Origin of the sequence: Mesoterricola sediminis (assembly GCF_030295425.1) — a bacterium.
GTDB classification, from domain to species: Bacteria; Acidobacteriota; Holophagae; order Holophagales; family Holophagaceae; genus Mesoterricola; species Mesoterricola sediminis.
The window spans coordinates 1,093,578-1,118,575 of record NZ_AP027081.1 but is presented as its reverse complement, the minus strand read 5'-3'; the positions used below and the strand labels follow the sequence as shown (position 1 = coordinate 1,118,575).

Annotated in this window: 23 protein-coding genes and 1 pseudogene; 11 read left to right on the top strand and 13 right to left on the bottom strand. The window is 68.9% G+C overall.

Annotated elements, in window-relative coordinates; translation table 11 throughout:
* Window positions 1–76: 76 nt before the first annotated feature.
* The 5 genes from hrcA to R2J75_RS04765 all read left to right on the top strand — a co-directional run bounded on the left by hrcA (window position 77) and on the right by R2J75_RS04765 (window position 5,806).
* Window positions 77–1,135, top strand: coding sequence for a heat-inducible transcriptional repressor HrcA (gene hrcA / locus R2J75_RS04785; protein WP_243331546.1), 1,059 nt, complete (start codon window positions 77–79; stop codon window positions 1,133–1,135).
* Window positions 1,136–1,242: 107 nt separating this feature from the next.
* The gene (locus R2J75_RS04780) at window positions 1,243–1,869 is read left to right on the top strand and encodes a nucleotide exchange factor GrpE (protein ID WP_243331535.1); all 627 of its coding nucleotides are present in this window, start codon (window positions 1,243–1,245) and stop codon (window positions 1,867–1,869) included.
* A 39-nt stretch (window positions 1,870–1,908) separates the two neighbouring features.
* On the top strand, window positions 1,909–3,759 hold the full coding sequence (dnaK, locus tag R2J75_RS04775) for a molecular chaperone DnaK (protein ID WP_243331533.1): 1,851 nt from the start codon (window positions 1,909–1,911) through the stop codon (window positions 3,757–3,759).
* Window positions 3,760–3,809: 50 nt separating this feature from the next.
* A complete protein-coding gene (gene dnaJ / locus R2J75_RS04770; RefSeq protein WP_316411170.1) occupies window positions 3,810–4,976 on the top strand; it encodes a molecular chaperone DnaJ in 1,167 nt (388 codons plus the stop codon).
* Window positions 4,977–5,014: 38 nt separating this feature from the next.
* Complete coding sequence (locus R2J75_RS04765) at window positions 5,015–5,806, top strand: alpha/beta hydrolase (protein WP_243331528.1); 792 nt, start codon at window positions 5,015–5,017, stop codon at window positions 5,804–5,806.
* 2 nt (window positions 5,807–5,808) lie between these two features.
* Here the strand turns inward: R2J75_RS04765 and R2J75_RS04760 are convergent, their stop codons facing one another.
* From R2J75_RS04760 to hpdB, 6 genes are all read right to left on the bottom strand, one after another.
* Window positions 5,809–7,770: a sigma-54 interaction domain-containing protein gene (locus R2J75_RS04760; protein WP_243331526.1), complete on the bottom strand. Its 1,962-nt coding sequence runs from the start codon at window positions 7,768–7,770 to the stop codon at window positions 5,809–5,811.
* A gap of 62 nt (window positions 7,771–7,832) precedes the next feature.
* Window positions 7,833–9,185 (bottom strand): alginate export family protein, encoded by a 1,353-nt coding sequence (locus tag R2J75_RS04755; RefSeq protein ID WP_243331524.1) that lies wholly within the window; start codon window positions 9,183–9,185, stop codon window positions 7,833–7,835.
* 22 nt (window positions 9,186–9,207) lie between these two features.
* Complete coding sequence (locus tag R2J75_RS04750) at window positions 9,208–10,161, bottom strand: glycyl-radical enzyme activating protein (RefSeq protein ID WP_243331523.1); 954 nt, start codon at window positions 10,159–10,161, stop codon at window positions 9,208–9,210.
* A 12-nt stretch (window positions 10,162–10,173) separates the two neighbouring features.
* The gene (locus R2J75_RS04745; protein ID WP_243331521.1) at window positions 10,174–11,595 is read right to left on the bottom strand and encodes an MFS transporter; all 1,422 of its coding nucleotides are present in this window, start codon (window positions 11,593–11,595) and stop codon (window positions 10,174–10,176) included.
* Window positions 11,596–11,718: 123 nt separating this feature from the next.
* On the bottom strand, window positions 11,719–11,991 hold the full coding sequence (gene hpdC / locus R2J75_RS04740; RefSeq protein ID WP_243331519.1) for a 4-hydroxyphenylacetate decarboxylase small subunit: 273 nt from the start codon (window positions 11,989–11,991) through the stop codon (window positions 11,719–11,721).
* Window positions 11,992–11,993: 2 nt separating this feature from the next.
* Window positions 11,994–14,708 (bottom strand): 4-hydroxyphenylacetate decarboxylase large subunit, encoded by a 2,715-nt coding sequence (hpdB, locus tag R2J75_RS04735; RefSeq protein WP_243331516.1) that lies wholly within the window; start codon window positions 14,706–14,708, stop codon window positions 11,994–11,996.
* Window positions 14,709–15,109: 401 nt separating this feature from the next.
* Here hpdB and R2J75_RS04730 point away from each other — a divergent pair, with 401 nt between their 5' ends.
* Genes R2J75_RS04730 through R2J75_RS04720 form a run of 3 tightly spaced genes read left to right on the top strand, consistent with a single transcriptional unit; the run spans window position 15,110 to window position 17,263 of the window.
* Window positions 15,110–15,799, top strand: coding sequence for a tetratricopeptide repeat protein (locus R2J75_RS04730; protein ID WP_243331514.1), 690 nt, complete (start codon window positions 15,110–15,112; stop codon window positions 15,797–15,799).
* Window positions 15,786–16,358: a DUF4125 family protein gene (locus R2J75_RS04725; RefSeq protein ID WP_243331511.1), complete on the top strand. Its 573-nt coding sequence runs from the start codon at window positions 15,786–15,788 to the stop codon at window positions 16,356–16,358. The genes R2J75_RS04730 and R2J75_RS04725 overlap by 14 nt, the downstream gene beginning before the upstream one ends.
* A complete protein-coding gene (locus R2J75_RS04720) occupies window positions 16,346–17,263 on the top strand; it encodes a DUF4037 domain-containing protein (protein WP_316411169.1) in 918 nt (305 codons plus the stop codon). Before R2J75_RS04725 ends, R2J75_RS04720 begins: the two co-directional genes overlap by 13 nt.
* A 168-nt stretch (window positions 17,264–17,431) precedes the next feature.
* On the opposite strand, the gene R2J75_RS04715 is transcribed toward R2J75_RS04720, so the two are convergent.
* The 4 genes and pseudogenes from R2J75_RS04715 to purM all read right to left on the bottom strand — a co-directional run bounded on the left by R2J75_RS04715 (window position 17,432) and on the right by purM (window position 20,693).
* Window positions 17,432–17,656 carry a GxxExxY protein gene (locus R2J75_RS04715; RefSeq protein ID WP_316411168.1) on the bottom strand — a complete coding sequence of 75 codons (225 nt, stop codon included), beginning with the start codon at window positions 17,654–17,656 and terminating at the stop codon, window positions 17,432–17,434.
* A 41-nt stretch (window positions 17,657–17,697) separates the two neighbouring features.
* Window positions 17,698–18,422, bottom strand: a pseudogene (locus R2J75_RS04710) (IS5 family transposase); the annotation flags it as partial.
* Window positions 18,423–18,583: 161 nt separating this feature from the next.
* A complete protein-coding gene (locus tag R2J75_RS04705) occupies window positions 18,584–19,612 on the bottom strand; it encodes an acyltransferase family protein (protein WP_308220660.1) in 1,029 nt (342 codons plus the stop codon).
* Between the two features lie 43 nt (window positions 19,613–19,655).
* Window positions 19,656–20,693 carry a phosphoribosylformylglycinamidine cyclo-ligase gene (gene purM, locus R2J75_RS04700; protein ID WP_243346232.1) on the bottom strand — a complete coding sequence of 346 codons (1,038 nt, stop codon included), beginning with the start codon at window positions 20,691–20,693 and terminating at the stop codon, window positions 19,656–19,658.
* A gap of 82 nt (window positions 20,694–20,775) precedes the next feature.
* Between purM and R2J75_RS04695 the strand changes: the two genes are divergently transcribed.
* The 3 genes from R2J75_RS04695 to R2J75_RS04685 all read left to right on the top strand — a co-directional run bounded on the left by R2J75_RS04695 (window position 20,776) and on the right by R2J75_RS04685 (window position 22,538).
* A complete protein-coding gene (locus R2J75_RS04695; protein ID WP_243335649.1) occupies window positions 20,776–21,276 on the top strand; it encodes a hypothetical protein in 501 nt (166 codons plus the stop codon).
* A 67-nt stretch (window positions 21,277–21,343) separates the two neighbouring features.
* On the top strand, window positions 21,344–21,889 hold the full coding sequence (gene folE / locus R2J75_RS04690) for a GTP cyclohydrolase I (protein WP_243335647.1): 546 nt from the start codon (window positions 21,344–21,346) through the stop codon (window positions 21,887–21,889).
* 73 nt (window positions 21,890–21,962) lie between these two features.
* On the top strand, window positions 21,963–22,538 hold the full coding sequence (locus R2J75_RS04685; RefSeq protein ID WP_243335645.1) for a superoxide dismutase: 576 nt from the start codon (window positions 21,963–21,965) through the stop codon (window positions 22,536–22,538).
* 77 nt (window positions 22,539–22,615) lie between these two features.
* Here the strand turns inward: R2J75_RS04685 and R2J75_RS04680 are convergent, their stop codons facing one another.
* The 3 genes from R2J75_RS04680 to R2J75_RS04670 all read right to left on the bottom strand — a co-directional run bounded on the left by R2J75_RS04680 (window position 22,616) and on the right by R2J75_RS04670 (window position 24,961).
* Window positions 22,616–23,323 (bottom strand): sensor histidine kinase, encoded by a 708-nt coding sequence (locus R2J75_RS04680; RefSeq protein ID WP_243346233.1) that lies wholly within the window; start codon window positions 23,321–23,323, stop codon window positions 22,616–22,618.
* Window positions 23,324–23,438: 115 nt separating this feature from the next.
* Window positions 23,439–24,386 carry a YheT family hydrolase gene (locus R2J75_RS04675; RefSeq protein WP_243335642.1) on the bottom strand — a complete coding sequence of 316 codons (948 nt, stop codon included), beginning with the start codon at window positions 24,384–24,386 and terminating at the stop codon, window positions 23,439–23,441.
* Window positions 24,386–24,961 (bottom strand): UbiX family flavin prenyltransferase, encoded by a 576-nt coding sequence (locus R2J75_RS04670; RefSeq protein WP_243335641.1) that lies wholly within the window; start codon window positions 24,959–24,961, stop codon window positions 24,386–24,388. Before R2J75_RS04670 ends, R2J75_RS04675 begins: the two co-directional genes overlap by 1 nt.
* Window positions 24,962–24,998 lie beyond the last annotated feature (37 nt).

The following is a 24,998-nucleotide window of genomic DNA, read 5'->3' as shown; positions in this document are numbered from 1 at the left end:
CCTCCGGGCTAGGTCAGAAAATGAAGTATAGTTGACCAGGGCCCGCACTGGCGCCTGGGTCATGGGATTTCGACATTTGACGTTAAACCTCTCCCCCCGCAGCGAATCGGTCCTCAAGACGCTCATCGAGACCTATCTCGTCGAGGGTGAGCCTGTAGGCTCGCGCGTCCTGTCCAAGCGCATCCCGGGGGCCTATTCCAGCGCCACCATCCGCAATGTGCTGGCGGATCTGGAGGATGAAGCGCTCCTGGACCAGCCCCATACCTCGGCCGGCCGGATCCCCACGGAGAAGGCCTATCGCTATTACGTGGACCACTGGGTGCAACCGATCCAGCCGGACCCGGTGGAGGCCGCGCGCCTGTCCGAAGCGCTCGGCGGCCTGGACGGCCGCGAGGGGGATGCCGCCTGGCTGCGCAACGCCGCCCGGGTCCTCTCCGAGGCCATGAAGGGCATCTGCGTCGCCCTGCCCCTCCACCTGAGCCGGAGCCGGCTCGTGCGCCTGGAGTTCATCCCCCTCGGCGGCGGCCATCCGCCTGATCGCCTTGTCGCCCTCTGGGTGGGCACGGGGGGCGAGGTGGAGCACCAGCTCCTCGCGAACCCCTGGGGCCTGCGCGCCGAGACCCTCATCGAGCTGGGCAACTTCGCCACCGCCCACTTCCATGGGCTGACCCTCCCCGAACTCAAGGCCCGCCTCATCACCGATCTGGAAGGGAAGGCCACGGACGCCGAAATGCTCGCCCGCCGCCTGAACGACCTGGCCTCCTGCATGTCCCCCCAGCCGGAGGGTTCCCTGGTGGTCGCCGGCCTGGGCGAGCTGGGCAAGTTCCCCGAATTCCTGGATCCCGGCCGGTTCCGCGGCCTGGTGGAGATCTTCGAGCAGCACGAGCGGCTCGCCCACCTCCTGAACGCCTTCGCGGAGGCCGCCACCCAGGAGGTGCAGCTGCTGCTGGGCTCGGAGAACCCCTTCCTCCCCGACCTGCCCCTGGCCACCGCCCTGCGCACCGTGACCGTCCGGGGCGGACCCCAGGTCACCTTCGCCCTCATGGGCCCGCTGCGGCTGGACTACCGGAAGGTCGCGGGCGGCCTGGCGGGATGGCCCGCCCCCCTCGGCCGGGGAAATTCCGGCAACGTTTGACCCTCTGCGCTTAACATTTCATTATCGAGTTGATCATGGCAGACCAGAAACCCAATCCCTCTCAGGACCTCTCTCCCGGGACCGTCCCTCCCGAGAATGACCTCACCATGGAACTCAACCTGGAGGAATTCGGGGAGGGCCAGGATCTCCAGGCCCTTGCCGATGAAGCCGCGGATGGCCTGGAGGCGGCGTCGACCGCCAAGGCGGCCCCCGCGGGCGGCCAGGGTTCCGGGGACGTGGACGCCGAAATCGTCCGCTTGAAAGCCCGGGTCGAGGCCCTGGAACGGGCTGAAAACGAACACAAGGACAAACATCATCGCCTCCTCGCGGATTTCGCCAATCACCGCAACCGCGTGGGCCGCGAAACCCAGCTGGCGGTCACCCTGGCCGAACGGAAGCTCCTCCTGGAGATCCTCCCCGTCATGGACAGCTTCGAGCGGTGCGTCGCGGCCACCTACGCCAGCGTGGAGGACTTCCACAACGGCGTGGTGCTCATCCACCGCCAGATGCAGGAGGCCCTCCGAAAGGCCGGCGTGGAGCCGGTGGAACTGCAGGTGGGCGATCCTTTCGACGCCCAGCACGCCGAGGCCCTCACCACCACCGCCCAGCCCTCCCTGCCCGACGGCAGCGTGGCCGCGATCTTCGAGCGCGGCTACACGCACCGGGACCAGCTCCTCCGGCCCGCGCGGGTCGTCGTCAACAACCACCCCGACCCGGACGCCACCGCCTCCTAGGCCGAATCCCCCTTTCCCCACCTGCGGGAGTACCAACCCATGGCCGGCAAGCTCATCGGAATCGATCTGGGAACCACCAACAGCTGTGCGTGCGTGATGGAGGGCGGGGAGCGCCGCGTCATCCCCAACCGCGAGGGGAGCCGCACCACGCCGTCCGTGGTGGCCTTCACCGACAAGGGCGACGTCCTGGTCGGCCACATCGCCAAGCGCCAGGCGGTGACCAACCCCCAGCGCACCCTCTTCGCCGTCAAGCGCCTCATCGGCCAGAAGTTCGAGGCCCCCAACGTCCAGGAGGCCGTCCCCCGCCTGCCCTTCCCCGTGGTCAAGGCCCCCAACGGGGACGCCTGGCTCGGCGTGGGGGACCGGGGCTACGCCCCCCCCGAGATCTCCGCGATCATCCTCAAGAGCCTCAAGGCCTCCGCGGAGGCGTTCCTCCACGAGGAGGTCACCGACGCCGTGATCACGGTGCCGGCGTACTTCGACGACGCCCAGCGCCAGGCCACCAAGGACGCCGGCCGCATCGCCGGCCTCAACGTCCAGCGCATCATCAACGAGCCCACCGCCGCGGCCCTGGCCTACGGCCTGGACAAGAAGCACCTCCGGCAGACGCTGGCCATCTACGACTTCGGCGGCGGCACCTTCGACTTCACCGTCATGGACATGAACGACGGGGTCTTCGAAGTGCTCGCGACCTCGGGCGACACCTTCCTGGGCGGCGAGGACTTCGACCAGGCCATCCTCATGTGGCTCGTGGACCGGTTCCGGGACCAGACCGGGATCGACCTCACCAAGGACCGCATGGCCCTCCAGCGGCTGAAGGAGGCCTCGGAGAAGGCCAAGTGCGAACTCTCGACCCTGGACAAGGTGGAGGTGCGCCTGCCCTTCATCGCCCAGGGCCCCAGCGGCCCCCAGCACCTGGAATCCACCCTTAGCCGCGAGGACCTCGAGGCCATGGTCCAGTCCCTCGTGGCCCGCACCATGGTCCCCGTCCAGGACGCCCTGAACCAGGCCGGGAAGAGGCCCTCGGACATCGACGAGGTCATCCTCGTCGGAGGCCAGACCCGCATGCCCCTGGTCCAGCAGGTGGTCCGGGACTTCTTCGGGCGGGAGCCCAACCGCGACATCAACCCCGACGAGGTCGTCGCCGCGGGCGCCTCGATCCAGGGCGCCGTGCTCACCGGCGAGGTGACCGACCTGGTCCTCCTCGACGTCACGCCCCTGTCCCTCGGCATCGAGACCCAGGGCGGCGGCTACGTCAAGATCATCCAGCGCAACACGACCGTCCCCACCCGGGACAGCCGGATCTTCACCACGGTCACGGACAGCCAGGCCCGGGTCGAGGTCCACGTGCTCCAGGGCGAGCGCGAACTGGCCCAGTTCAACAAGAGCCTCGGCCGGTTCGACCTCATCAACCTGCCCCCCCTGCCCAAGGGCGTGCCCCAGATCGAGGTCGCCTTCGAGATCGACTCCAACGGCATCGTGAAGGTATCCGCCAAGGACCTGCTGACGGGCCTGGAGCAGAGCATGAGCATGCGCCCCTCCAGCGGCCTCTCCGAGCTGGAGATCCAGGCCATGCTGCGGGAGGCCCAGACCAACAAGGAGGCCGACCAGAAGCGCCGGGACGAGCTGAAGTACATCGCCTCCGCCGAAGGCCTCCTCTTCAGCTGCGACCGCAGTTTTTCCGAATGCGGCAAGTTCCTGTCCCTGGAGGACCAGGCCGAGGTCCGGGAGACCCTGAACCTGGTGCGCATGGCCGTGGCCAACAAGGACATCCAGGCCGTCAAGGCCACCGAACTCCAGCTCCTGGAGGTCCAGAAGGTGCTCACCAACGCGGTCCTGGCGGCGAGCGAGCAGATGATGAGCAGCCTGGACGAGGGGGAACCCCAGTAGGGGGCCCGGGAATCGGCCGGATTGGCCGCCAAGGATGGTAATCTGTCGGCATGAAGCGTGACTACTACGAGGTCCTGGGGGTAGGCAAGGAAGCGACCCTCGACGAAATCAAGAAGGCCTATCGGCGCCTGGCCATGCAGTTCCACCCGGACCAGAATCCGGGCAACAAGGAAGCGGAGGAGAAGTTCAAGGAGGCGGCCGAGGCCTACGCCATCCTTTCCGACGCGGACAAGCGCAGGCGCTATGACCAGTTCGGCTTCCAGGGCGCCCAGGGCTCCGGGGGCGGGACCCAGTTCCAGTTCGACCCGAGCCAGTTCGCGGGCTTCGAGGACATCCTGGGCTCGTTCTTCGGGGGCGGGATCTTCGCCGACCTCTTCGGCGGGGGCGGCGCCCGCCGCCGCTCCGGCGGCGGGGAGCGGGGCTCGGACCTGCAGTACAACCTCCGGATCTCCTTCAAGGAGGCGCTCTTCGGGGTGGACTCCAAGGAGATCGACATCCCCAGGCAGGACGCCTGCGACACCTGCCGCGGGTCCGGCTGCGCCCCGGGCACCAGCCCGCAGGTCTGCCCCAACTGCCACGGCAACGGCCAGGTCGCGGTCCGCCAGGGCTTCCTCCAGATGGCCGTCACCTGCCCCCGCTGCGAGGGCCGCGGCCAGATCATCCCCAGCCCCTGCTCCTCCTGCCGGGGCGCGGGCCGCATCAGCCGCCGGACCAAGGTGAAGTTCCGCATCCCCGCCGGCGTGGACCGCGGGCAGCGCCTGCGCCTCCAGAACGAGGGCGAGGCCGGCATCATGGGCGGGCCTCCCGGCGACCTCTTCATCGCCTTCGACGTGGAGGACGATCCCGACTACGAGCGGGACGGCCTGGACCTGCACCGCCGGCTGGAGGTGCCCTGGGCCCTCCTCGTCCTGGGCGGCGACTTCCCCGTCGAGACCCCCTACGGCAAGGAATCCGTGCGGATCGCCAAGGGCACGCCTTCCGACAAGGTCGTCAAGATCCCCAACGCCGGCGTCCCCCGCCTGCGGGCCGCGGGACGCGGCGACCTCTACCTCCACCTGCGGGTGGCGGTCCCCACCCGGCTCTCCAGCCAGGAGGAGGCGCTCGTCCGGCAGCTGCTGGAGGGCGCCGCCGTCTCCGAGGAGGGCGGCGAGGAGGAAGGGTTCCTGGCCAAGGTCTTCGGTTCGGACAAGGGCAAGAAGAAGAAAAAGAAGCGGTAGGCAAGCAGAATAGAGCATCGCTAGGGAAAGGAGCTTCCATGCGCAAAGCCACCCTGTTCCTCCTTCCGGCCATCCTCGGCGCGGCCCAGCCCGCCGTGAAGGACGTCACCCTCACCGCCGCCGACGGCTACGTCCTCAAGGGCACCTTCGTGATGCCCGCCCAGAAGGGACCCCGCCCCGTCGTCATCCTCGCCCACCAGTTCCGCGCCGACCGCTCCGCGTGGAAGCCGCTCGCGGACGACCTGAACGCCCGGGGCATCGCCACCTTCGCCCTGGACCTGCGCGGCCACGGCCAGAGCACGTCCAGGGACGGCAAGACGGTGGCCGTGACCGGCGATTTCGCCGCCTCCAGCCAGCTGGTGGGGTTCGCCGAGATCCCGGCCGACCTCCACCTGGCGGCCCTGTGGGTGCGCAAGCAGCACGGCGTCGACGGCCGCCGCCTGGCCCTGGCGGGCAGCTCCATCGGCGCCTACACCGCCCTCGCGGCCGCGCCGTCCATCCGGCCCGTGGCCGTCCTGGCCCTGAGCCCGGCCGGGGGCTGGGGCGACAAGCCCGCCGAACGCCTCGTGGCCGCCGCGCACAAGGCCCGCGCCGCCGTCTACGTGTGGGCCTCCGAGGAGGACCCGGACGCCTTCGCCAACGCCACCGCCCTCAAGCCCGTCTTCGGCGTCTACGCGCGCGTGGTGCCGGGCCGGGAGCACGGCTTCGACTACCTCCCCGGCAACCGGGACACCATGGCCGGCTGGCTCGCGGAGGTCCTCCGCCGTCCCGCCCGCGTCGCCGCCAAGCCCGCGACGGAAGTCCCCCAGCCCGCGGCCGAGAAGCCCTGAATTCAGCTGATGTCGTACTGGCTCATCTTGCGGTAGAGCAGCGGCCGCGAGATGCCGAGCAGCTTCGCCGCCTGGGCCTTGTTGTTGTTCGTCCGGGCCAGGGCGAAGCCGATGGCGCGCCGCTCGGCCTTCTCCACGGTGCGGTCCAGGGTGCTCTCGTCCTGCTCATTGAGGCGGCCGCCGGTTGACCCGACGCCCAGCAGGATCATGCGGACCTGGTCCTCGCTGATGCGGTCGTCCCGGACGATGGTGAAGGTGCGCTCCAGCACGTTGCGCAGCTCCCGGATGTTGCCGGGCCACGTGTACTCGGCCAGGAGGCGCTTGGCCTTCTCGGTCAGGACCTTGGCGGCCACGCCGTGGGTCTTCTGCAGGTCCGCCCAGAAGAGGGTGCCCAGGGCCGGGATGTCCGCGGGGCGCTCCCGCAGGGGCGGAATGACGATGGGGATGACGTTGAGACGGAAGAACAGGTCCCGCCTGAACTTCTTCTGCTCGACCAGGGCCCACAGGTCCTGGTTGGTGGCGGCGATCACGCGGATGTCGACGGGCATGGTGCCCTCCCCGCCGACGCGGTCGATCTCGCGTTCCTGCAGCACCCGCAGCAGCTTCGCCTGGGCCTCCAGGGGCATGTCGCCGATCTCGTCCAGGAAGATGGTACCGGTGTTGGCCTGCTCGAACTTCCCGGCCCGCCCCCCCTTCTTGGCGCCGGTGAACGCGCCCTCGGCGTAGCCGAAGAGCTCCGACTCGATGAGGGTCTCGGTGATGGCCGAGCAGTTCACCCTCACGAAGGGGCGGTCGTGGCGGGGGCTCAGGTTGTGGATGGCCTGCGCGTAGACCTCCTTGCCGACGCCGCTCTCGCCGAGCAGCAGGATCGTGGAGCTGGTGGGGGCGCCCATCATGGCGCGCTCCTTGGCGAGGACGCTGGAGTCGCTGACGGCGACGATGTCGTCGAAGGTGAAACGCGTGTCGCGGTGCTGCTTGCCCTGGCTCTTGCGCAGGGCCTCCAGTTCCATCTGCAGGCGCTTGACCTTCTCGGCGAGGCGCTGGATCTCGCGGAAGTCCTGGAAGACGATCTTGCCGACGGCGCCGAGGCACTTGCCGTCCTTGAAGATGGGGATGCGGCTCACCACGTAGGCGTGGCCGCTGATGGTCTGGAACTCGTCGACCTCGGGCACGCCGGTCCGCGCCACGATGTGCATCCGGGTGTTCTCGATCACGTCGGTGACCAGGTGGCCCTCCGACTCCTCCCGGCTCAGCTTGTGGATCTGCAGGAAGCTCTCGTTGACGAGGGTGATGACGCCGCGGGCGTCCACGACCTGCAGCCCTTCGACGGAGATGTCCAGGACGCGCTTCAGCAGGTCCACCTCGTCGAGGGCCGCCTTGTGGCCCTGGGCCAGCTGGGCGGTGAGCTCGAAGAGCACGAGGGCCCCGACGCCGTCGGCGCAGGCGCGGGTCTTGAGCACCATGAAGCACCGCTCCCGGTTCTGGACGTACCAGAAGGAGATCGGGGAGGCGTCCCCGTCCCTTCGCTGGGGATGGCCCGGCAGGAGGTCGCGGATGCGCAGGGGACGCCCGTCGAAGGCGTCGGGGAAGGCCTGCCGGAGCTGGGTGTTGGAGAAGAGGATCCGCTCGTCCGGGTCCACCAGGGCGGCCATGGGCTTGTCCGGACTGGAGAGGAGGGCGTGGAGCAGCTCCCGCCAGAGCCGGCCGTCGGCGAGCGGCGGCTGGGCCGGGGCCTCGTCAAGGGGGTCCTGGAGGTGGAGCTGGACGGGCTCGTGCGGGGCCTCCACCGGTCCCTTGCGGCGCAGGTAGTCCACCAGATCGAAGGTGCCGGCGACCTCGCCGCCCGGGCCGGCCACCTGGAGGGTGGCGCGGCCCGAGGCGAGGAGGGCCTCCACGACCTGACCCACCGGCGTGGTGCCCGGCACCAGGGGCGCGGCTTCCCCGGAGGGGGAAAGGTTCAGCATGGGAACCAGTATCCCGGCCCCCCCGGCCCGTTTCAAGCTGCACCGCGCGGCGGACGCCATGGTCAGATCCGGCCCTTGAAGGTGTAGGTCACCTCGAAGCGCAGGAAATAACCGGGATCCTTGCCGGCGTAGAAGTCGCCGGGAGCCATGTGTTCGTACAGGGCGTGCCCCTTGAGGCTGTCGTTGAGCTTGAGGTCCACCCGCACCTGCCAGAGGTCGCCCCGGTCCTTGCCCTTGCCGAAATAGGCCGTGGCAGCGGCGGGGGCCTGGAAGGCCGACATCCTGTAGTAGGTGGCGCGCAGGTCCAGGAACCGCGCGGGGCTCACCCGCGCTTCGGCCTCCCAGAGGCCGGTGTTGGTCCAGTAGCCGACGCCCTTTTCGGGGGGCTGGGAGTAGATGTAGAGTTCGCTCCACTTGGGCCAGCGGCTGAAGACCGGGTTCCAGCCGCCGATCTTGTCGGAGGCGGGATCGGAGCCCGAGAGGGCGATGTAGCCCAGGGAGACGCGGGGCTTCCAGGGGGCGTCGAAGGCCTTCTTCACGTGGGCGTAGCCCGCCCAGGCGCCGATGTCCTTGCTGGCGAGGCCCCGGACCGGGTTGGCGGCCTGGGTTCCGAACTGCCAGGCGCCCTCGGCGTTGGCGGTCCAGCCGCCGACGAAGGTGCGCTCGACCCGGGCGCCCACCGTGGCGAAGTGGCGGTCGGGCTGGAACAGGGCGTTGGATGGGGCCCGGTAGTCGTGGGTCTCGGCCTTGTAGACGGCGTAGGCGTCGATGGCCGTATCCTTGGCCTCACGTCCGGTGTAGTACAGGGCCAACGCCTGCTCGTCCCACTCCGTGAGCCGCTGCACCAGGTTCCAGGCGTCGGGGTCGTTGACCCGGGGCAGGTACTTGTCCTGGCGGGGGTCGGAAATGGCGATGAACTCCACCTTGGAGGCCTGGCCGACCTTCAGGGCCAGGTCCACGGCGTTCACGTAGGCGCAGCGCGACCCGTCCAGGGCGCTGCCGTCCATGAAGATGAAGCCCTCGCCCCGCATGATGTCCTGCCGGCCCACCTTGACCGACCAGCCCGGGGCGAAGCGCCAGGTGGCGCTGAGGGTCTCGAAGAAGATCTCCCGCCCGTTGTAGGCGGCGTCGGGACGCACCACCTTGCGGTTCTCGTTGGCGATCCCGGCCGCGAACTCCCAGTCCTGGCCGACGTTCAGCTGGCCCCAGACCCGGGTGCGCATGCGGTAGTGGAGGTGCCCGTCGTTGAGGGCGTCGGTGTAGTCGGTGATGTTGTTCCAGCCCTCGGAGCGGACCCGCTCCTCGAAGCCGTACTCGAGGCCCACGGACTGGGCCGCGGCCCGGGGCGCCCCGAGGGCGGCCAGGGCGAGGCCCGCCGCCAGGGGCGTCAGGAGCTGCCTGAATCGGTTGTTCATGTCTTCTCCAGGGATTGCGGAATCAGAAGGGGGTCTCCCAGCCGGTGTAGCAGGTGATGCCCTCCTCGCGGACCCACTGGGCGTGGGGGGCCAGCTCCTCCCGGGACAGGCCGGGGAGGTCCGCGAAGGCGTAGGGCTCGCCCACCTGGCGCCACTTGGATTCGCTGAGGCGGTGGAAAGGCAGGAGGTTGATGACTTCCAGGCCGCATTCGCGGACGAACCGGGCGGTCTTCCGGATGTTCTCCTCCCCGTCGTTCCAGCCGGGGATGACCGGGATCCGGATCACCACGAAGCAGTCCAGGTCCGAGGCGCCCAGCGTCTTCACGTTGCGGAGGGTCTGGGCGTTGTCGGCGCGGGTCCGTGCGCGGTGCGCGACGGGATCCATGTTCTTGATGTCGATGAAGAGGAAGTCGAGGAGGGCCGCCGCCTCCATGAAGTAGTCGGTGGGCAGGCAGGCCGTGGTCTCCACGCAGGTGTGGATGCGCGCCTCCCGGCAGCGCCGGAGGAGGGGCAGCATGAAGTCCCGCTGGAGGAGGGGCTCGCCGCCCGAGAAGGTGACGCCCCCGCCCCGGCCCCAGAACTGGCGGTCCCGGCGGAAGATGTCCATCAGCTGGTCGACGGTGTAGCGCTTCCCGCTGAGGACGTTGCCCTCGTGGTAGCAGGCCGAGACGCAGTCGTAGGTGGCGCAGTCGGCGCAGAGGCTCCGGTCGAAGGTCTCGAGGCCGTCGGCCCCCAGGGAGATGGCTCCCCGGGGGCAGGCGCGGGCGCAGCCGCCGCAGTGGACGCAGCGCTGCTCCCGGTGCATCACGACGGGCCGGCGGTGCAGGCCTTCAGGATTGCAGCACCATTCGCAGGAGAAGGGACAGCCGTTGAGGAACACGGTGGTGCGGGTTCCGGGCCCGTCGTGGACCGAGTGGGCCTGGATGTCGAAGATGAGCCCCGTGGGCTGCTCCGTGGAAGGGTGCGCTGGAAGCATTTCAGTATCCGTTCACTTCTTGTAGTCGGCCTTGAGCGGCAGGGAGGCCGCCAGCAGGATGGAGACGGCGAAGGAGGCCAGGGCGAAGTAGACCGAGTAGGTGTACTTGCCGGAGATGTCCTTGAGCCAGCCGCCCACGTAGGAACCCAGGAAGGGTCCGATGCCCATCACGATCATCGTGGCCAGGCCCCAGATCTTGCCGAGGGTCTTGCGGCCGTAGATGGCGCCGGTGTAGCCCACCACGCCGCCGGGCACGATGGCCCAGTAGATGGCGAAGATCACGCAGGCCACGTAGGCGAACAGGTCGGCGCGGGGGCTCTCCAGGAGGAGGAGACAGGCGACGACGCCGGTGGCGGGTCCGATCAGGAGCATGATCTTGCGGCCCTTGGATTCCAGGCCCACGGCCTGCACCACCTTGTCGGAGATCTTGCCCATGATGGGCATGGAGAAGATGCCGACAAGACCAATGAGGGCGTAGATGTTCGTGGCCTTCTTCAGGGTGTAGCCCACGTCCGCGGTCCAGTAGCTGACGACCTGGGTCCAGATGAGGAACTCGCCCATCATGCTGGTGAGGAAGGTGAGGATGGCGCCCCAGATGGCGTACTTCCCGAAGGCCTCGCCGATGCTCCAGTCGATCTCGGCGGGAGCGGCGGCGTTGCCGGGGGCGGGCGGCATGGCGCCGAAGGGCTTCATGCCGTAGCGCTCGGGGGACTGCTTGGCCACGAGGACAGCAACGACGAGGGCGAAGAACACGATCACGCCCAGGATGGTCATCTGGGTCCGCCAGGCGTGGTCGAGGCCGTGGATCGCGGACTGGACGTCGGGCATCGCCAGGACCGCGGGGTCCTTGAGCTTGCCGGCGATGGCCACGGCGAGCTCCTTGGGGGCCAGGGCCGCAGCGTTCTCGATCAGAGGCTTGATGGCGCCGTCCAGCTTCGCCTGGCTCGCGCTCAGGGTGGGCTTGACGACCTGGGCCAGCACGAACTGGGCCATGGGGCCGCCCGCGAAGGCGAAGCCCCACATTGTCGCGTAGGTCTTTCCGATGTACCACTTGCGGACCGAGACCGTGGAGGTCACCCACAGCATGCCGGTGGCGATGCCGCCCAGCAGGCCGAAGGTGAAGAGGTAGGTCAGGTGCGAGTCGATGCGGGCGGTGAGCACGAAGCCCAGGGCGCCGAAGACGGCGGCCACGGTGTAGACGGGCTTGGTTCCCCACTTGTCGAGCATGAGGCCGCTGAAATAGGCGGCGACGGCGTAGAAGACCATCATCAGGCTGTAGCCGAGGGTCACCTGGGCGGTGGTCCAGCCCAGGGTCACGGCCATGGGGCCTTTGAGGATGGCGAAGGTGGCGCGGTAGCCGAAGAGGCAGAACACGGCCAACCAGGAGGCGAAGACCACGGACCAGCCGTAGGTTCTGGCTTTGGCATCTTCCATTGGGAACTCCCGATCATGACGGAACAGGTATCGAATGGTCCCCCATCCGCAGGCCTTCCCGGCTTCCACGGCAGGGCCGGGGACGCCAGGAAGGCCGGGGTGGGCGTTGTCAGGCCCGAGGCTTCACAGCGCGGCGTAGCGGTCGCAGGTCACGGCCGCCATGTCAGGATAGGCGAAGAACTTCGGCTCGTGCGCGGAGGCGTTGCAGTGGCCCATGTGGCTCGTGCCGGGGGTGCAGGCGAATTCCTTGCAGTTCGCGCACTTGGGGAGACGGGCGAAGTCGGCGCACTGCTCCGTGTCGGCCAGGACGATGTCCTTGGTCAGGTGGCAGATGCCCTTGGTGACGTCGATCGGGGCGAAGTTCGCGCAGTCGCGGTGGTTGAGCTTGGTCGTCATGGTCAGATCCCTTCGTATTCGGTGCGGGCGATGAGTTCATCCTGGACGGGCTTGCCGATCTCGACCCAGTACTGGGTGAAGCCGGCCACGCGCACCATCAGGTCGCGGTAGTTCTGCGGGTTGGCCTGGGCGTCCTTGAGGACCTTGGTGTCGACCACGTTGAACTGGATGTGGAATCCGCCCTTGCGCATGTAGGCCTGGATCAGGTCGAGGAGCTTGCGGCTGCCCGCGCCGCCCTGGATGGCGCTGGGGTGGATCTTGACGTTCAGCTGCGAGTTCTGGGACATGGTGTGGTCCCAGATCGCGGCCGAGTTCAGCAGCGCGTAGACGCCGTTCCGGTCGGTGCCGGGGAAGGCGGAGAGGGACGCGTCGGCGAAGGTCGTGCCGGCGAGGCGGCCGTCGGGGGTCGCGATGGTGGCCGAACCCATGGCCCCGTGCGTGGACACGGAGATCTGGCAGGAGTACATCGGGTGGGCGTAGAGCGACTCGTAGTTGCGGCAGTCGGGGCAGAAGAAGTTCTCCCAGTCCAGGAGGATCTCGTCCGCGAAGGCGTCGTCGTTGCCGTACTTGGGCGCCTGGAGGCACATGAAGTGGAGCTTGTCCCACATGCCGGGGCCGTCGTTGCGCTTCTCCTGGTCGGAGAGGCTGAAGGAGTTGACCTCCTTGGCGGTCTTGAAGCCGAAGTTGTCCTTGATGGCCTTCTTCAGGTCCTCGAGGGTGACGGCCTTGTCCTCGTACACCAGCTTCTTGATGGCGGCGAGGGAGTTCACGGCCGTGATGGTGCCGGCGGACTCGACGTTGTAGGTCGCGTTGAAGCGGTAGCCCAGCTCGTCGATCAGGTGGCCGCGGTCGAGGCAGTCGGGCTTCAGCATGCTGTTGATGACCGCCATGTTGTTCTTGCGCCAGATGTCGTGCTGGATGTTGTTGGTGAGGGCGAGGATGTCCACGGCCTTCTGCCAGTAGAGCTTGAACTGGTCCCACAGCTCGTCGTAGGTGGCCAGGCTGCGGTTGTGGGGCGGGAAGACCTGCTCACCGGTGCGCTGGTCCACGCCGTTCCAGAGCACGTGCTCGAGGATCTTGGGCATGGAGAGGAAGTGCACGCCGACGGAGGTGGGCTGGCCGGCGCCGCCGGGGATCCAGTATTCCTTGCCGTTCAGGTGCAGGGGCTTCCAGGCGCAGGGGGAGGACTCGAGGCAGCCGCCGATGGCCCAGGCGCGGGCCTCTTCGGGGGTCATGCCCTCGGGGCCGTACTGGTTCATCATGAAGGTCAGGGCGTTCTGGTTGTTCATGAAGGCCGGGTAGCCGGCGCCGGTCTTGATGCACTCCATGGCCAGGAGGAGGAAGTCCTCGGGCAGCTTCTCGTCGTAGAGGAGGGCGAGGGTGGGCTGGGGCATCTGGTTGGTCATGCCGGCTTCGAGCAGCAGGTACTCGAGGCGGTTCGCCGCGGACCGGCCGTCCTTGGTGAGGCCGCCGATGCTGACGGTGTTGAAGGTGTTGCCGGAGAGCACGCCGCCGACGACGCCCGCGGAGGCGAAGCAGTCGATGGAGGAGATGCTGAGGCGGTAGCACTCCAGCAGCTCCAGGACCTCGTCCTCGGAGATGCGGCCGGAGGCGATGTCCTGCTCGAAGTAGGGGTAGAGCACCTGGCCGATGCGGCCGGGGGACATGCCGGAGATGGCGTCCTCGTTCACCACGGCGAGGTGGGTGGTGAGGATCATCTGGATGGCGTCGCGGAAGTCGCGGGCCTTGTTGGCGCTGAGCCACTCGAGGCGCTCGGCGATCTGGGCGTACTCGCGCTTCTGGGCGGGGTCCTTCTCCAGGCCCTCGAGGCGGCGGGCCTCCTTGGCGTAGTTGGAGATCCAGATCTTGAGGCCTTCCAGGGCCAGGATGACGGCTTCGTAGTTGAAGAGGCGGTTCGTGCCCTTGAGGCCGTCGCCGTCGGCGCGGCCGGCGACCTTGTCCTTCATCTCGCGGGCGATGGCGATGAGGCCGTCGATGCCGTACTCGAGCATGTAGTAGTAGTTGATCACTTCCCGGCCCTGGGGCAGGGTGTAGCCGGAATCGAACATGCAGACGATGTTCCGCATGAGGGCTTCCTTGATCTCGTAGTCGGGGACCATCTGCTCGTACTTGTGGCCGAGGTCGTCCACGGACTTGCCGACCCAGGCCTTCGCCAGCTTGAGGAGGCCGGGGACCTCTTCCTGCCGCATGCCGAACTTCCCGGCGATGGAGACGACCTTGCCGAAGCTCTTGGTGACGTTGCCGCCGCCGGTGCCGAACTTGGAGTGCTCGTCCGCGGAGGCGGAGCCGCGCTTCAGGGCATCCTGGTAGAGCTCGTCCTCCTTGGCCATGTAGTAGCCTTCGGACAGCCAGGGCATGGGGAAGGAACCGCGGAAGAACTGGGCCTTGTGCATGACCAGCAGTTCGCCGGGGTAGATGACCGGGGTCAGGTGGCTGAAGCCGGCCTTCAGGGCCATGGCGCGGCGCACCACGGGGATCTCGGTGTCGTGGAGGGCGTATTCGCGGGTGTACCAGTACGGGAACTCGTTGTTCGCCGAGGACAGCGTCTGCATGAAGATGTCCTTGAGCTTCTTCACGCGGGCGTGGGGCTCGCGGTTGACCTCGCGGTCGGTCATGTTGGCCGGGGAGTGGCCACCGGACTCGAAGTCCATGGGAATGCCGGCCTCAACCAGCACCTCTTTGAGTTTCTTGGGCATGCGGGTCTCCTTGGATGGATGGAGGTTGACCGGCGCGTCCGCCGGGAGTGAACAGGGTGAGGCCCTTCACTTTGCAAGCCGCGTGCCACACGTAGGTAATCAGTCCTAATCTATTGTAATCAATAGACTTGAATCCATAGCGACCGGGGCCGTCCACCCCTTTCAACCCCTCGCGCCCCAAAAGTGTAACGAATGGTTATCAAATGCAGGTTCACTTCTGGAAGTGGGAGCCAATTCGGACCTGGGCCAACTTTTTTTAAATCATATGATAACTTTTTTTAATGATGACTTTTCCCATCATTCTTCGAGAAGCGTAACTTACCATGACGCGAGTGTCAGGAATTATTACACATGAAAATCCAGCCTTAGGGAGTTGAATAGAAGGCGATCCCGAGGTCAGCATGGCCGGTCCCCTCCCCCCATCCCACGGCGGTGATCCCTGTGCGGAGGGGGTGGCCCGGTTCCAGGCCGGGGACGCCGAAGGCGCCGCGGCCTGCTTCCTGCGGGCCGCCCGGGAGCGGCCGGGAGAGGGTCATCCCCGCTACCTCCTGGGCCTGCTTCATTTCAAGAAGGGCCGCTACCGGGAGGCCGAAGCCCAGCTGCGGGCCAGCGCCGCCCTGGAGACCCGGGAGGACGGCCTGATCAAGCTGGCCCTGGCCCGGGGCGAACAGAAGGACCTCCCGGGCTGCCTCGCCCTCCTGGAGGAGGCCGCCCGGAGGCTGCCGGCCTCGGCGGCCATCCGCGCCCACCTGGCCACCACCCTCCGGAGCCTGGACCGCGTGCCGGAGGCCATCGCGGCCTACGCGGGCGCCCTGGCCCTGGATCCCGGCCATGTCCCCGCGCACTGGGGCCTGGGCCTCGCCCTGGGCATGGAGGGCCGCTTCGCCGAGGGCATGGCCGCGCTGCGCCAGGCCATCGCCCTGGACCCCGGCTTCCCCCCGCCCCATTTCCACCTGGGCGTCCTGGCCTGGGCCGCCGGCGACGCGGCCGAGGCCCGGGCGCAGGCGGCCTGCCTGCGCTCCCTGGCGCCCAGCTATGCCAGTCGCCTGGATCAACTCATGCAAGAGGAGTCCCCCCATGAACCCGCCTGACTCACCGCGCGAACGGATCATCCACCGGATCGTGGATCTGGAATGGAAGATGTTCAGCACGGTGAAAGCCCGCGAACCCGCCGCCTGCCAGGAGGAGGAAGGCACCTTCCGGCTCATGCGCTGGATGAGCCATTCCGTCTACTCCGACCTGCTCCTGGACATGCTGGCCAGCCACCTGGAGACCGCCACGACGGCGGGCCGCAACCTGATGACCGAGAAGTACGCCCGGATGGAGGACCTGATCCCCCCCCTGCGCACGAGCCCCCTCATCCCCTACATCCTCGCGGCCGAAACCGCCTGGATGGCCGACCTGGGCCGCCGGTATCCCCTCACCTTCCCGGGCACCGGCGAGCGCTTCGGCGCCTACCTCGCCGCCGAGTTGGAGACGTGGCCGGAGGACGCCCTGGAGCGCTACGCGGCGGAGGTCGGCACGGCCCAGGCCACCGGCGCCAACCTGGTGGAGGCGCGGTACACGAACCTCTTCCGGCGCCTGGGCGATCCGGACCTGGAGGCCCGGGAGCACCGGACCCGCCTGGGGATGTTCCGGTGTGCCCAGTAGGCCTGGACCTCGCCCGGGACTTCTGGGCCGAGGAGGTGGCGCCCCGCCTCGGCCCGCTGGGCCGGGTCGTGGCGGCGGGCCTGGTGGGCGAGGGCTCCGAATGCTTCGGATTCGATGACACCCTCTCCCGGGACCACGATTGGGGTCCCGCGGTCTGCCTCTGGCTGAGGCGGGCGGATCGGGACGCGGCCGTGCCCATCCGGGCCGCCCTGGCCCACCTGCCCTCCTCCTTCCACGGTCACCGGGTGCGGCGCCCCTCGCTGGAGGCGGTCCACCGCACCGGCCTCCTGGAGGTGGAGGGGTTCTACCGGCGGTTCACGGGCCTGGAGCGGCCCCCGGCGACCCCGGAGGAGTGGCTGGCCTGCCCGGGGTACGCCCTGGCGGCCTGCACCAACGGCGCGGTCTTCGCCGACGGGCCCGGGGCCTTCTCGGCCCACCGGGAGGCCCTGCTCGCCCACTACCCGGAGCCCGTCCGGCGTCTTCGGCTGGCGGCCCACCTGGAGGCGGCGGCCCAGGGCGGCCAGTACAACCTGCCCCGGGCCCTCCAGCGCTCCGACCGGGTGGCCGCGACCCTGGCCCTGGCGGCCTTCCTGCGCCATGCCATGGCGGCGGCGTTCCTGCTGGCCCGCCGCTACCCGCCCTTCTCCAAGTGGACCCACCGGGCCCTCACCGAACTGCCGGCCCCCTGGCCCGAACTGGCCCGGTGCCTGACCGACCTGGCCCGGGCCACGACGGCCCGGGAAACCGACCGGCGCGTGGAGGCCGCGGCGGCCCTGCTCGCGGGCGGCCTCGTCCGGGACGGGCTCCCCGCGGGCCAGGGCCTCTTCCTCCTGGACCACGCCCACCGCATCCGGGAGAGCATCGACGATCCCCACATCCTGGCCCTGCACCCCCGCATCGACTAGGGTGTGTTCGTAATCTAGGATAGTAATGGCTAATACCCATCCGTGCCGGAGCATGGAGGAGCTGGAATAGTGAGTCTGTGCTGCAGTGCCTGATGGCGCCGCGCATTCGCAGCATCCTATTGGAACGCGGAGGCGCGGAGGATCTCGCTGAGGCTCGCGGAGAAAGGATCAAGCCCTTGTATGTATCACCCGCTTGATTCCACCGTCTTTGAAAGGCCACTGACGGAAATTGAGGACCGCCTTAGCCTCCACGACCACGAGGTCGTCAACCAGCAAATCCAGCCGGTAGGCCCGCTCAACCACAAGCCCCCTCCACTCGATATCCAGGGGCAGGTTCCAGGAGCGCTTTCCTCCGCGACCCTCTGCGAGATCCTCCGCGCCTCCGCGTTTCATAGGATCAATGAGGATCCGGAACGCTTGTCACCCTCCGCTCATAGCCTCAGCCAGATCACGATGCAGGCCAAAGCCACCTGGGCTGAGAAACTTCGCGCCGTTTTGTCGAACCTGGTGGCCAGCGCCCTGAACTGTTTGAGCCTGGCGAACCCATGCTCGATGGCATGGCGGGCCTTGTATAGGTGTGAGTCCCAGGCCGCCGGATTCTTGCGCCGGGGATGAGGTGGGATGACGGCTGTCGCACCCATGGCCTCGATCGCCTTCCATACCGGGTTCCCATCGTAGGCCCGATCTCCGAACACGTACTCTGCCTGCCAACCGCACAGCAATCCTTCAGCAGACCGGCTTTCATGGGCTTGCCCCGGAGTGACCAGGAAATCCAAAGGATTACCGTGGGCATCGCAGATCAAATGGATCTTGGTCGAGCATCCACCCCGAGATCGTCCGAGCGCCTGGTTCCAGAGCCCCCCCTTTTGCCTGCTGAAGGTTGATGAGCGCGAATGATGGTGCCATCCAGCATGACCCACTCCAGGTCGGCTTCCTTGCGCAGGAACTCCAGGATCCTTTGCCACACGCCGCGCTTGGTCCAGGCCTCAAATCGCGTGTACACGCTTGTCCAAGGTCCAAATTCCTCCGGCAGGTCCCTCCACGGCGCCCCAGTCCTGTGCCTCCACAGGATCGCCTCCACCATGGGACGGTTGGGGTGACGGGATCGCCCCCTCCCTCCACGCTCTGGCGGAAGGAGCGGTTCAAGCTTTGCCCACATGGCATCGGTCAGGAAACGTCTCGGCATCGTTACCCCAGGAAAATTCGTGGTGTACGAGCCTTTACGTATGAGTACAAGTTAACTATTTACCCAATCTATAGATTCCGAACACAGCCTAGATGCATTGGCCCCGCAATGAATGAGGGGCCAATACAGGATGTCTAGGCGGCGGACCAGCGCTTGCCGAGGGCCATCAGGGGGCGTTCCAGGAACCGGTACGTGAGGGTGGAGAGGCCAAGGGTGAGGGCCACGGCCAGGAGGAAGCCCGGCCAGGGGGCCCAGCCGCCAGGATGCAGCCGCTCCATGCCCTCCCGCACCAGGGGGTGGAGGATGTAGACGGAGTAGCTGATATCGCCCAGGTACCGGCCCACGGTCTTGACCGGGGAGTCCGGGGCCTCGTAGAAGGCGGCCACGGCCACGGCCGCCACGGAGAGCAGGCAGAAGAGATACCGGGTGGTCCCCACCATGATGGTGAAGTCGTCGTAGAAGTGGCGGTGCTTCAGGAGGAAGACCGCGGCCAGGCCCCCGGCCAGCAGCAGGAAGGCCCACCTGGGCAGGCGAATGGGCCAACGGGCCCGGGCCTGGGCGATGAGGCCGCCGGCCAGGAACAGGAAGCCGTGGTTGGCCACGGCCACGTAGGTGTGGAACTTCATATCCCCCGCCATGGGGGCCTGGGGGACCCAGCGGTACGTCCAGGGCAGGGAGAGCGCCAGGAGGACCAGGGTGGCCAGGGTCAGGAAGGGCCGCCACCGGACCGCGGCCCAGGCCAGGAACGGCAGGGCGAAGTAGAAGACGAACTCCAGCCCCACGGACCAGCCGCCCAGCACCAGGGCGTGGTTGGGGTGGAAGAGGCCGAAGGTGAGGGTGGCGTTCTCCAGGAGCATGCGGCCCGAGTAGGGCACCCCCCCGCCCGTGAAGCCGAAGGCGGCGTTGAGGGCGATGGCCAGGTAGAACAGGGGGGCGATGCGGAAGAACCGCTTGGTGAAGAAGACCCGGGCGCCCCGGCCGGTCAGCAGCCCGGCCCCGTACAGGTGGAAGAAGCAGAAGCCGCTGACGACGAAGAAGCCCTCCACCCCGTACACGCCGATCTTCTTGGCGGTGTCGGCCGCGAATTCGCCCTGGCGGAGGATCGGGAACCAGTAGCCGAAGTGGTACAGGGCCACGGCGAACGCCATGAAGCCCCGGAAGATGTCCAGGGAATCGACCCGCTGGCCCGCGGAGCCCGGCGCCGGTTCAGCGATAGGTCACCTGCCCGGTCCCAGGGACCAGCTCCCCCAGGACCCAGGGGCGCTCGCCGGCCGCGACCAGGTCCTTGAGGAGCCCCGGCACCTCCGCCCGCGCGGCGATGAGGACGAGGCCAACGCCCAGGTTGAAGGACCGGCGGGCGTCCTCGACCGGGAGGGCCGCCTTCTCGATGAGGAACTGGAAGAGGGGGGGGACCTGCCAGCTGCCGGTGACGATGGCGGCATCCAGGTGACCGGGCAGGACCCGCGGCAGGTTGTCGGTCAGGCCGCCGCCCGTGATGTGGGCCATGCCCAGCAGGCGGTGGGCCTTGACCAGGGGGAGGACCGGCTTCAGGTAGCTGCGGTGCACGGCCAGGAGGGCCTCGCCCACGGTCTGGTCCGTGCCGGGGAGGAGGTCGCCGACCCCCAGGCCGGCCAGGTCGAAGCAGACCTTGCGGGCGAGGGAATAGCCGTTGGTGTGCAGGCCGGTGCTGGGCAGGCCGATCAGCACGTCGCCGGCGGCCATGGCCTCGAGGCGGGGCAGGAGGTCGGGCTCGTCCACCACGCCGACGATGGTGCCGGCCACATCCACCTCACCCTCGGCGTAGACGCCGGGCATCTCCGCCATTTCCCCGCCGATGAGGGCCAAGCCGCCCTCCTGGCAGGCGCCGGCCATGCCCTGGATGATCTGCTCGATGACCGCGGGTTCCAGGCGCTGGGCGGCCACGTAATCCAGGAAGAAGAGGGGGCGGGCGCCCTGCACGAGGATGTCATTGATGCAGTGGTTCACCAGGTCGGCGCCCACGGTGTTCCACCTATCAGCCAGACGAGCGACCTTCATCTTGGTGCCCACCCCGTCCATGGAACTGACGAGAATGGGGGCCTTCTCCTCGAACCTGGCCGAGTAGAGGCCCCCGAAGAGGCCGATGTCGCTGCGCACGCCAGGGGTCCGGGTGGCCTTCACCAGGGGCTTGATCCGGGCCAGGGCGTCGTCCTGGCGGTTGATGTCCACCCCGGAGGCGGCGTACGTGAGCTTGGGTTCCGTCATGGGTCCACTCCAGGCAAGATGATCCCATGGGGCGGGTCTCAAGAAAACCGGCCCCGTGGCCGATAAGTCGAACGGGTGACCCATGACCACCGCCGCCGCCACAGCCCTGAGTTCCTTCTCCTACCTGAGCGCCCTCACGTCGAGCGGCGCCTCGAGCGCGGTCCTGGGGACGCTGGCCTCCGCCTACACCAAGGCCTCCGCGGCCCAGGACGGCAGCCTCGAGGCGGTCGCGGGGCAGGGCTACCTCGGGACCCTGGCCTCCGCCATCTACACCCAGAGCGGTTCCGCCGGCTCCATCCAGAACCTCTCCGCCCTCACCGTCGGGGGACTGGACTCCGGCTCCGCCGCGTCCCTCCTGTCCGGCCTCACCTCCGACAGCGCCTCCGCCCTCCAGGGCTTCGACGCCTCCCTGCTGGGAGGCGCCAGCCTCGCCGCGGCGGGCGCGGAGGCCCGCAAGGCCTACGGCTCCGGCACCCTGACCCAGGCGGCCCAGGCGGCCGCGGACACCACGTCCTCCCCGGCCACCCTGGCCCTGCAGGCCGTGGCCGCCTCCCTGGGCAACACCTTCACGCTCCTGGCCTGAGGCGGACGCGCGAAGCGGGTCCCCCGCTCCGGCCCGATTCCTGGCACCCTGGTCTCCGGAGGTGCCCATGTCCTTTGATGCCCCAGGCGCGGCCGCGGCCGTGCGTGATCTGCTCCTCAGCTTCGGGGCCGATCCGGACAGCCCGGAACTCCGCGACACGCCCCGGCGCGTCGCGGAGTTCTGGGCGGAACGGCTCGCGGGGACGGAGGCGGATCCCTCCCTCGAGCTGGTCCCCCTCCCCGGGGACCTGGCCTCCTGCCCCGTGATCCTCGAGCGGGTGCCTTTCGTCAGCACCTGCGAGCACCACCTGGCGCCTTTCGAGGGCTACGCGACCATCGGCTACCTGCCCGGGGTGGGCGGGACCGTGGGGCTCTCCAAGCTCGTGAAGGTGGTCCACGGCTTCGCCAACCGGCTGCAGGTCCAGGAGCGGCTCACCCACGAGATCGCCTCGGCCCTGGAGACCCGGCTCCGCCCCGCGGCCTGGGGGGTGAAGCTGGTGGCCATCCACACCTGCATGTCCCATCGCGGCGCCCGCACCCCCGACGTCCCCGTGACGACGCAGGTCCTCGGCGGCGCCTGGGAAAAGGAGCCGCCGGGCCCCTTCCGGAATTGAATTCCCCTTCCCTTTCCCGACCGTTTTGGTAGGATTTGGTCCAACGCGCCTTGCGCATCCGTGGAGGTACCCCATGGCTCATGAACCGAAGAACTACGATCACCTCAAGGGCGGCGCCCTGAAGGGACTCAGCGACAGCCAGCTCGACCAGCACTTCACCCTCTACAAGGGCTACGTCGCCAAGCTCAACGAGATCGAGGCGAAGCTCGCCGAGGCCGACAACACCAAGCCCAACTACTCCTTCAACGAGTACAGCGAGCTGAAGCGCCGCGAGGCCGTCGCCTTCAACGGCTCCTTCCTGCACGAGCTCTACTTCGAGAACCTCGGCGCGGACAACGGCATCTCGCCCAAGCTCCAGGCCGCCCTCGACGCCCAGGGCGGCAAGGACAGGATCGTCGCCGACCTGAAGGCCGCCGCCCTCTGCGGTCCCGGCTGGGCGATCCTCACCCGCAACCGCCGCGACAACAAGCTCCACACCTACTTCTTCGCCGAGCACCACCTGGGCCTGCCCATCGACCAGGACATCCTCTGCGTCCTCGACAGCTGGGAGCACGCCTTCATGGTGGACTACGGCATCAAGCGCGCCGCCTACGTGGACGTCTTCGCGGACAACATCAAGTGGTCCGAGGTCAGCAAGCGCTTCGCCTAGAAGCCTGGCTGCGCCCTTCGCCCCGGGTCCCGCCGCGCGCCGGCTGGGCACGGGGCGAAGTCGCGTCCGGCCCGGGGTCAGCAGGCCCGAGGCGGCAGCCGCAGGGCGAAGGTCCCGCCCTCGACGCGGACGATGGCGCCCAGGCGCTGCGCGGCGGACGCGGTCACGGGGGAGCAGATGCGCCCGGGCACCAGGTCCGGCCCCTCGAACCGCACCTCCACGCCCCCCTCCCGGGCGGCGACGCTGATCCGCAGGTCCGCGAAGGCGCCCGGCGCCGCGCGATGGACGCGCCGCGCCTGCACCGCCCCCAGCACCAGGTCGAGGAGCAGCAGGCCCAGGGCCCCCGGGAAGGCCTCGATGGACGGCAGGTCCGGATCGGGGACCACCCGGATCCGATGCGTGTATTTCCATTCATTGCGCGCGAGGAGCACCGCGGCCTCCAGGCAGGCGTTGACGTCCACGGGGCCCGGCTCCGGGGCCTCGGGGCGGCTGAAGCTTCTCATGGCCTGGGTGATGGCGATGATGTGCTCGAGGTTCTCCTGGGATTCGGCCAGGGCCCGGGGGGCCTCCTCCTCCATCCAGGCGATCTCCGCGGGGGCCGCGTCGCGGGGGAGCCCCCCGCGGTGGGTTCGGGCGAAGGCCAGGATCCGGCCCATCTCGGCCTGGAAACCCTGGAGGAAGCGGAGGTTGGACCCGAGGCACTGCACCGACGTGCTGAGCTCGTGGGCGATGCCCACCGTCAGGCGCCCCACAGCCTGCTGGCGCCGCCGCTCGTCCCGGACCATGCTGCCCCCTCCGAGGGGCCGAAGGGCCCCGGACTCCAGGATCCGCCTCCGGAGGCCCGGCGTTAATACGGCGGATTACCTAGGAGGGGGTGGCCAGGAAGGCGTCCGCCCGCGTTCAGGCCCGGGACAGTTCGCCCACGTAGTGGGCGAGGGCGTAATCCAGCCAGCGATGGCCGGGGATGTTCCGGGCGATGTAGCCCATGTGGCCCCCGGTGCGCTCCAGGTGGAGGTGCACGGAGCCGGAGCGGGGGAAGGCCGCCACGTCCGAGCCCGGCGCGAAGGGGTCGTCCTCCGAGGTGAGGATCACCATGGGGATGTCCACCCCGGCCAGGTGCGGGCCGCAGGAGCAGGCCGCATAGTACTCGGCCCGGGAGGGGAACCCCGCCTGCCGCGCCGTGTAGGCCTCGTCGAAGTCCCGCAGGGTCCTGGGCCGGCCCAGGGAGTCGCCCCCGGGGCGCCCCGCCACCTCGCGTCCCAGGCGCCGCAGGAAGTACTGGTCGTAGGCCCGGGAGAACCCGCGCAGGAGCCGGCGGGAGCAGGCCTCCAGGTCGGCCGGGGGGTTCACCGCGAGGCCCGCGTCGGGCAGGGCCAGGTGGCGGTCCCGCCCCGCGAGGAGCAGGAGGATGTTGGCGCTGATGGAGAAGCCCACCGTCAGGAGGCGCTCGCCGGGGTACCGCTGCCGGCACATGCCCAGGACGGCGGCCATGTCGGAGGTGGCGCCGCTGTGGTAGATGCCGCGGGCCAGTCCCCGGCCCGCGCCGGCCCCGCGGTGGTTCACGGCCACGACGGTGTGGCCCGCGGCGTGGCACAGGGCGGCGGCGCGCCGCATGTAGTGGCCCTCCACGCTGCCCCCCAGGCCGTGGAAGAGGCTCACCACCACCCCGGAGCGGCCGCGGAGGGCCTGGATGGCCAGGGCGTCCCCGTCCTCGAGGATGAGGCGGAAGCGCTCCCAGGGCAGCTCCACGTGGGGCGTCGGCAGGTACTGGGCCGCCAGGGTCTGCAGGTGGCCGCCCCGCGCCCACAGGGGCGGGAGGCAGGGCTCGGCGGGGGGCGCGGGACGCATCAGCCCCTCCATCGCCGGGCGTCCGGCTCGCGCAGGCCCAGCTGGTCCAAGACCCGGGTGGCGAAGGCCTCCTGGAGGTCCTCCAGGGTCTCGGGATGGTGGTAGTAGCCGGGCATGAGGGGCATCACCACGGCGCCCGCGTCGTGGACCCGCAGCATGTTCTCCAGGTGGATCCGGTTGAGGGGCGTCTCCCGCACGCAGAGCACCAGGGTCCGGCGCTCCTTGAGGCAGACGTCGGCGGCCCGGCTCACGAGGCCCTCGCTGGTGCCCGCGGCGATGCGGCCCAGGGTGCCCGCGCTGCACGGCACCACGGCCATGCCGTCATGGAGGTGGCTTCCGCTGGAGATGTCGGCCCCCACGTTGCGCTCGTCCAGGATCCGCACCTTGGGCGAGAGGGCGGCGAGGTCGTCGGCCCGCAGCCCGCACTCGTCGTGAAGGCAGCGCCGCCCCGTGGGCGACAGCAGGAGGGAGACGCGGCCCACGGCGGGGCTGGCCGCGAGGCGGCGGGCCACCGCCGCGCCGAACCCGGCTCCCGTCGCGCCGGTGATGGCGAGGACGATGTGCTTCGATTCCATGGCTGCCTGGACAATCCGCGGCACCTGCCGCACCTTC

What these genes read in the sequence shown, in the direction of transcription:
- R2J75_RS04780 (WP_243331535.1), top strand. Translation starts at nt 1,243, where the DNA reads ATGGAACTCAACCTGGAGGAATTCGGGGAGGGCCAGGATCTCCAGGCC.
- dnaK (WP_243331533.1), top strand. Translation starts at nt 1,909, where the DNA reads ATGGCCGGCAAGCTCATCGGAATCGATCTGGGAACCACCAACAGCTGT.
- dnaJ (WP_316411170.1), top strand. Translation starts at nt 3,810, where the DNA reads ATGAAGCGTGACTACTACGAGGTCCTGGGGGTAGGCAAGGAAGCGACC.
- R2J75_RS04765 (WP_243331528.1), top strand. Translation starts at nt 5,015, where the DNA reads ATGCGCAAAGCCACCCTGTTCCTCCTTCCGGCCATCCTCGGCGCGGCC.
- R2J75_RS04760 (WP_243331526.1), bottom strand. Translation starts at nt 7,770, where the DNA reads ATGCTGAACCTTTCCCCCTCCGGGGAAGCCGCGCCCCTGGTGCCGGGC.
- R2J75_RS04755 (WP_243331524.1), bottom strand. Translation starts at nt 9,185, where the DNA reads ATGAACAACCGATTCAGGCAGCTCCTGACGCCCCTGGCGGCGGGCCTC.
- R2J75_RS04750 (WP_243331523.1), bottom strand. Translation starts at nt 10,161, where the DNA reads ATGCTTCCAGCGCACCCTTCCACGGAGCAGCCCACGGGGCTCATCTTC.
- R2J75_RS04745 (WP_243331521.1), bottom strand. Translation starts at nt 11,595, where the DNA reads ATGGAAGATGCCAAAGCCAGAACCTACGGCTGGTCCGTGGTCTTCGCC.
- hpdC (WP_243331519.1), bottom strand. Translation starts at nt 11,991, where the DNA reads ATGACGACCAAGCTCAACCACCGCGACTGCGCGAACTTCGCCCCGATC.
- hpdB (WP_243331516.1), bottom strand. Translation starts at nt 14,708, where the DNA reads ATGCCCAAGAAACTCAAAGAGGTGCTGGTTGAGGCCGGCATTCCCATG.
- R2J75_RS04730 (WP_243331514.1), top strand. Translation starts at nt 15,110, where the DNA reads ATGGCCGGTCCCCTCCCCCCATCCCACGGCGGTGATCCCTGTGCGGAG.
- R2J75_RS04725 (WP_243331511.1), top strand. Translation starts at nt 15,786, where the DNA reads ATGAACCCGCCTGACTCACCGCGCGAACGGATCATCCACCGGATCGTG.
- R2J75_RS04715 (WP_316411168.1), bottom strand. Translation starts at nt 17,656, where the DNA reads ATGAAACGCGGAGGCGCGGAGGATCTCGCAGAGGGTCGCGGAGGAAAG.
- purM (WP_243346232.1), bottom strand. Translation starts at nt 20,693, where the DNA reads ATGACGGAACCCAAGCTCACGTACGCCGCCTCCGGGGTGGACATCAAC.
- R2J75_RS04695 (WP_243335649.1), top strand. Translation starts at nt 20,776, where the DNA reads ATGACCACCGCCGCCGCCACAGCCCTGAGTTCCTTCTCCTACCTGAGC.
- folE (WP_243335647.1), top strand. Translation starts at nt 21,344, where the DNA reads ATGTCCTTTGATGCCCCAGGCGCGGCCGCGGCCGTGCGTGATCTGCTC.
- R2J75_RS04685 (WP_243335645.1), top strand. Translation starts at nt 21,963, where the DNA reads ATGGCTCATGAACCGAAGAACTACGATCACCTCAAGGGCGGCGCCCTG.
- R2J75_RS04680 (WP_243346233.1), bottom strand. Translation starts at nt 23,323, where the DNA reads ATGGTCCGGGACGAGCGGCGGCGCCAGCAGGCTGTGGGGCGCCTGACG.
- R2J75_RS04675 (WP_243335642.1), bottom strand. Translation starts at nt 24,386, where the DNA reads ATGCGTCCCGCGCCCCCCGCCGAGCCCTGCCTCCCGCCCCTGTGGGCG.
- R2J75_RS04670 (WP_243335641.1), bottom strand. Translation starts at nt 24,961, where the DNA reads ATGGAATCGAAGCACATCGTCCTCGCCATCACCGGCGCGACGGGAGCC.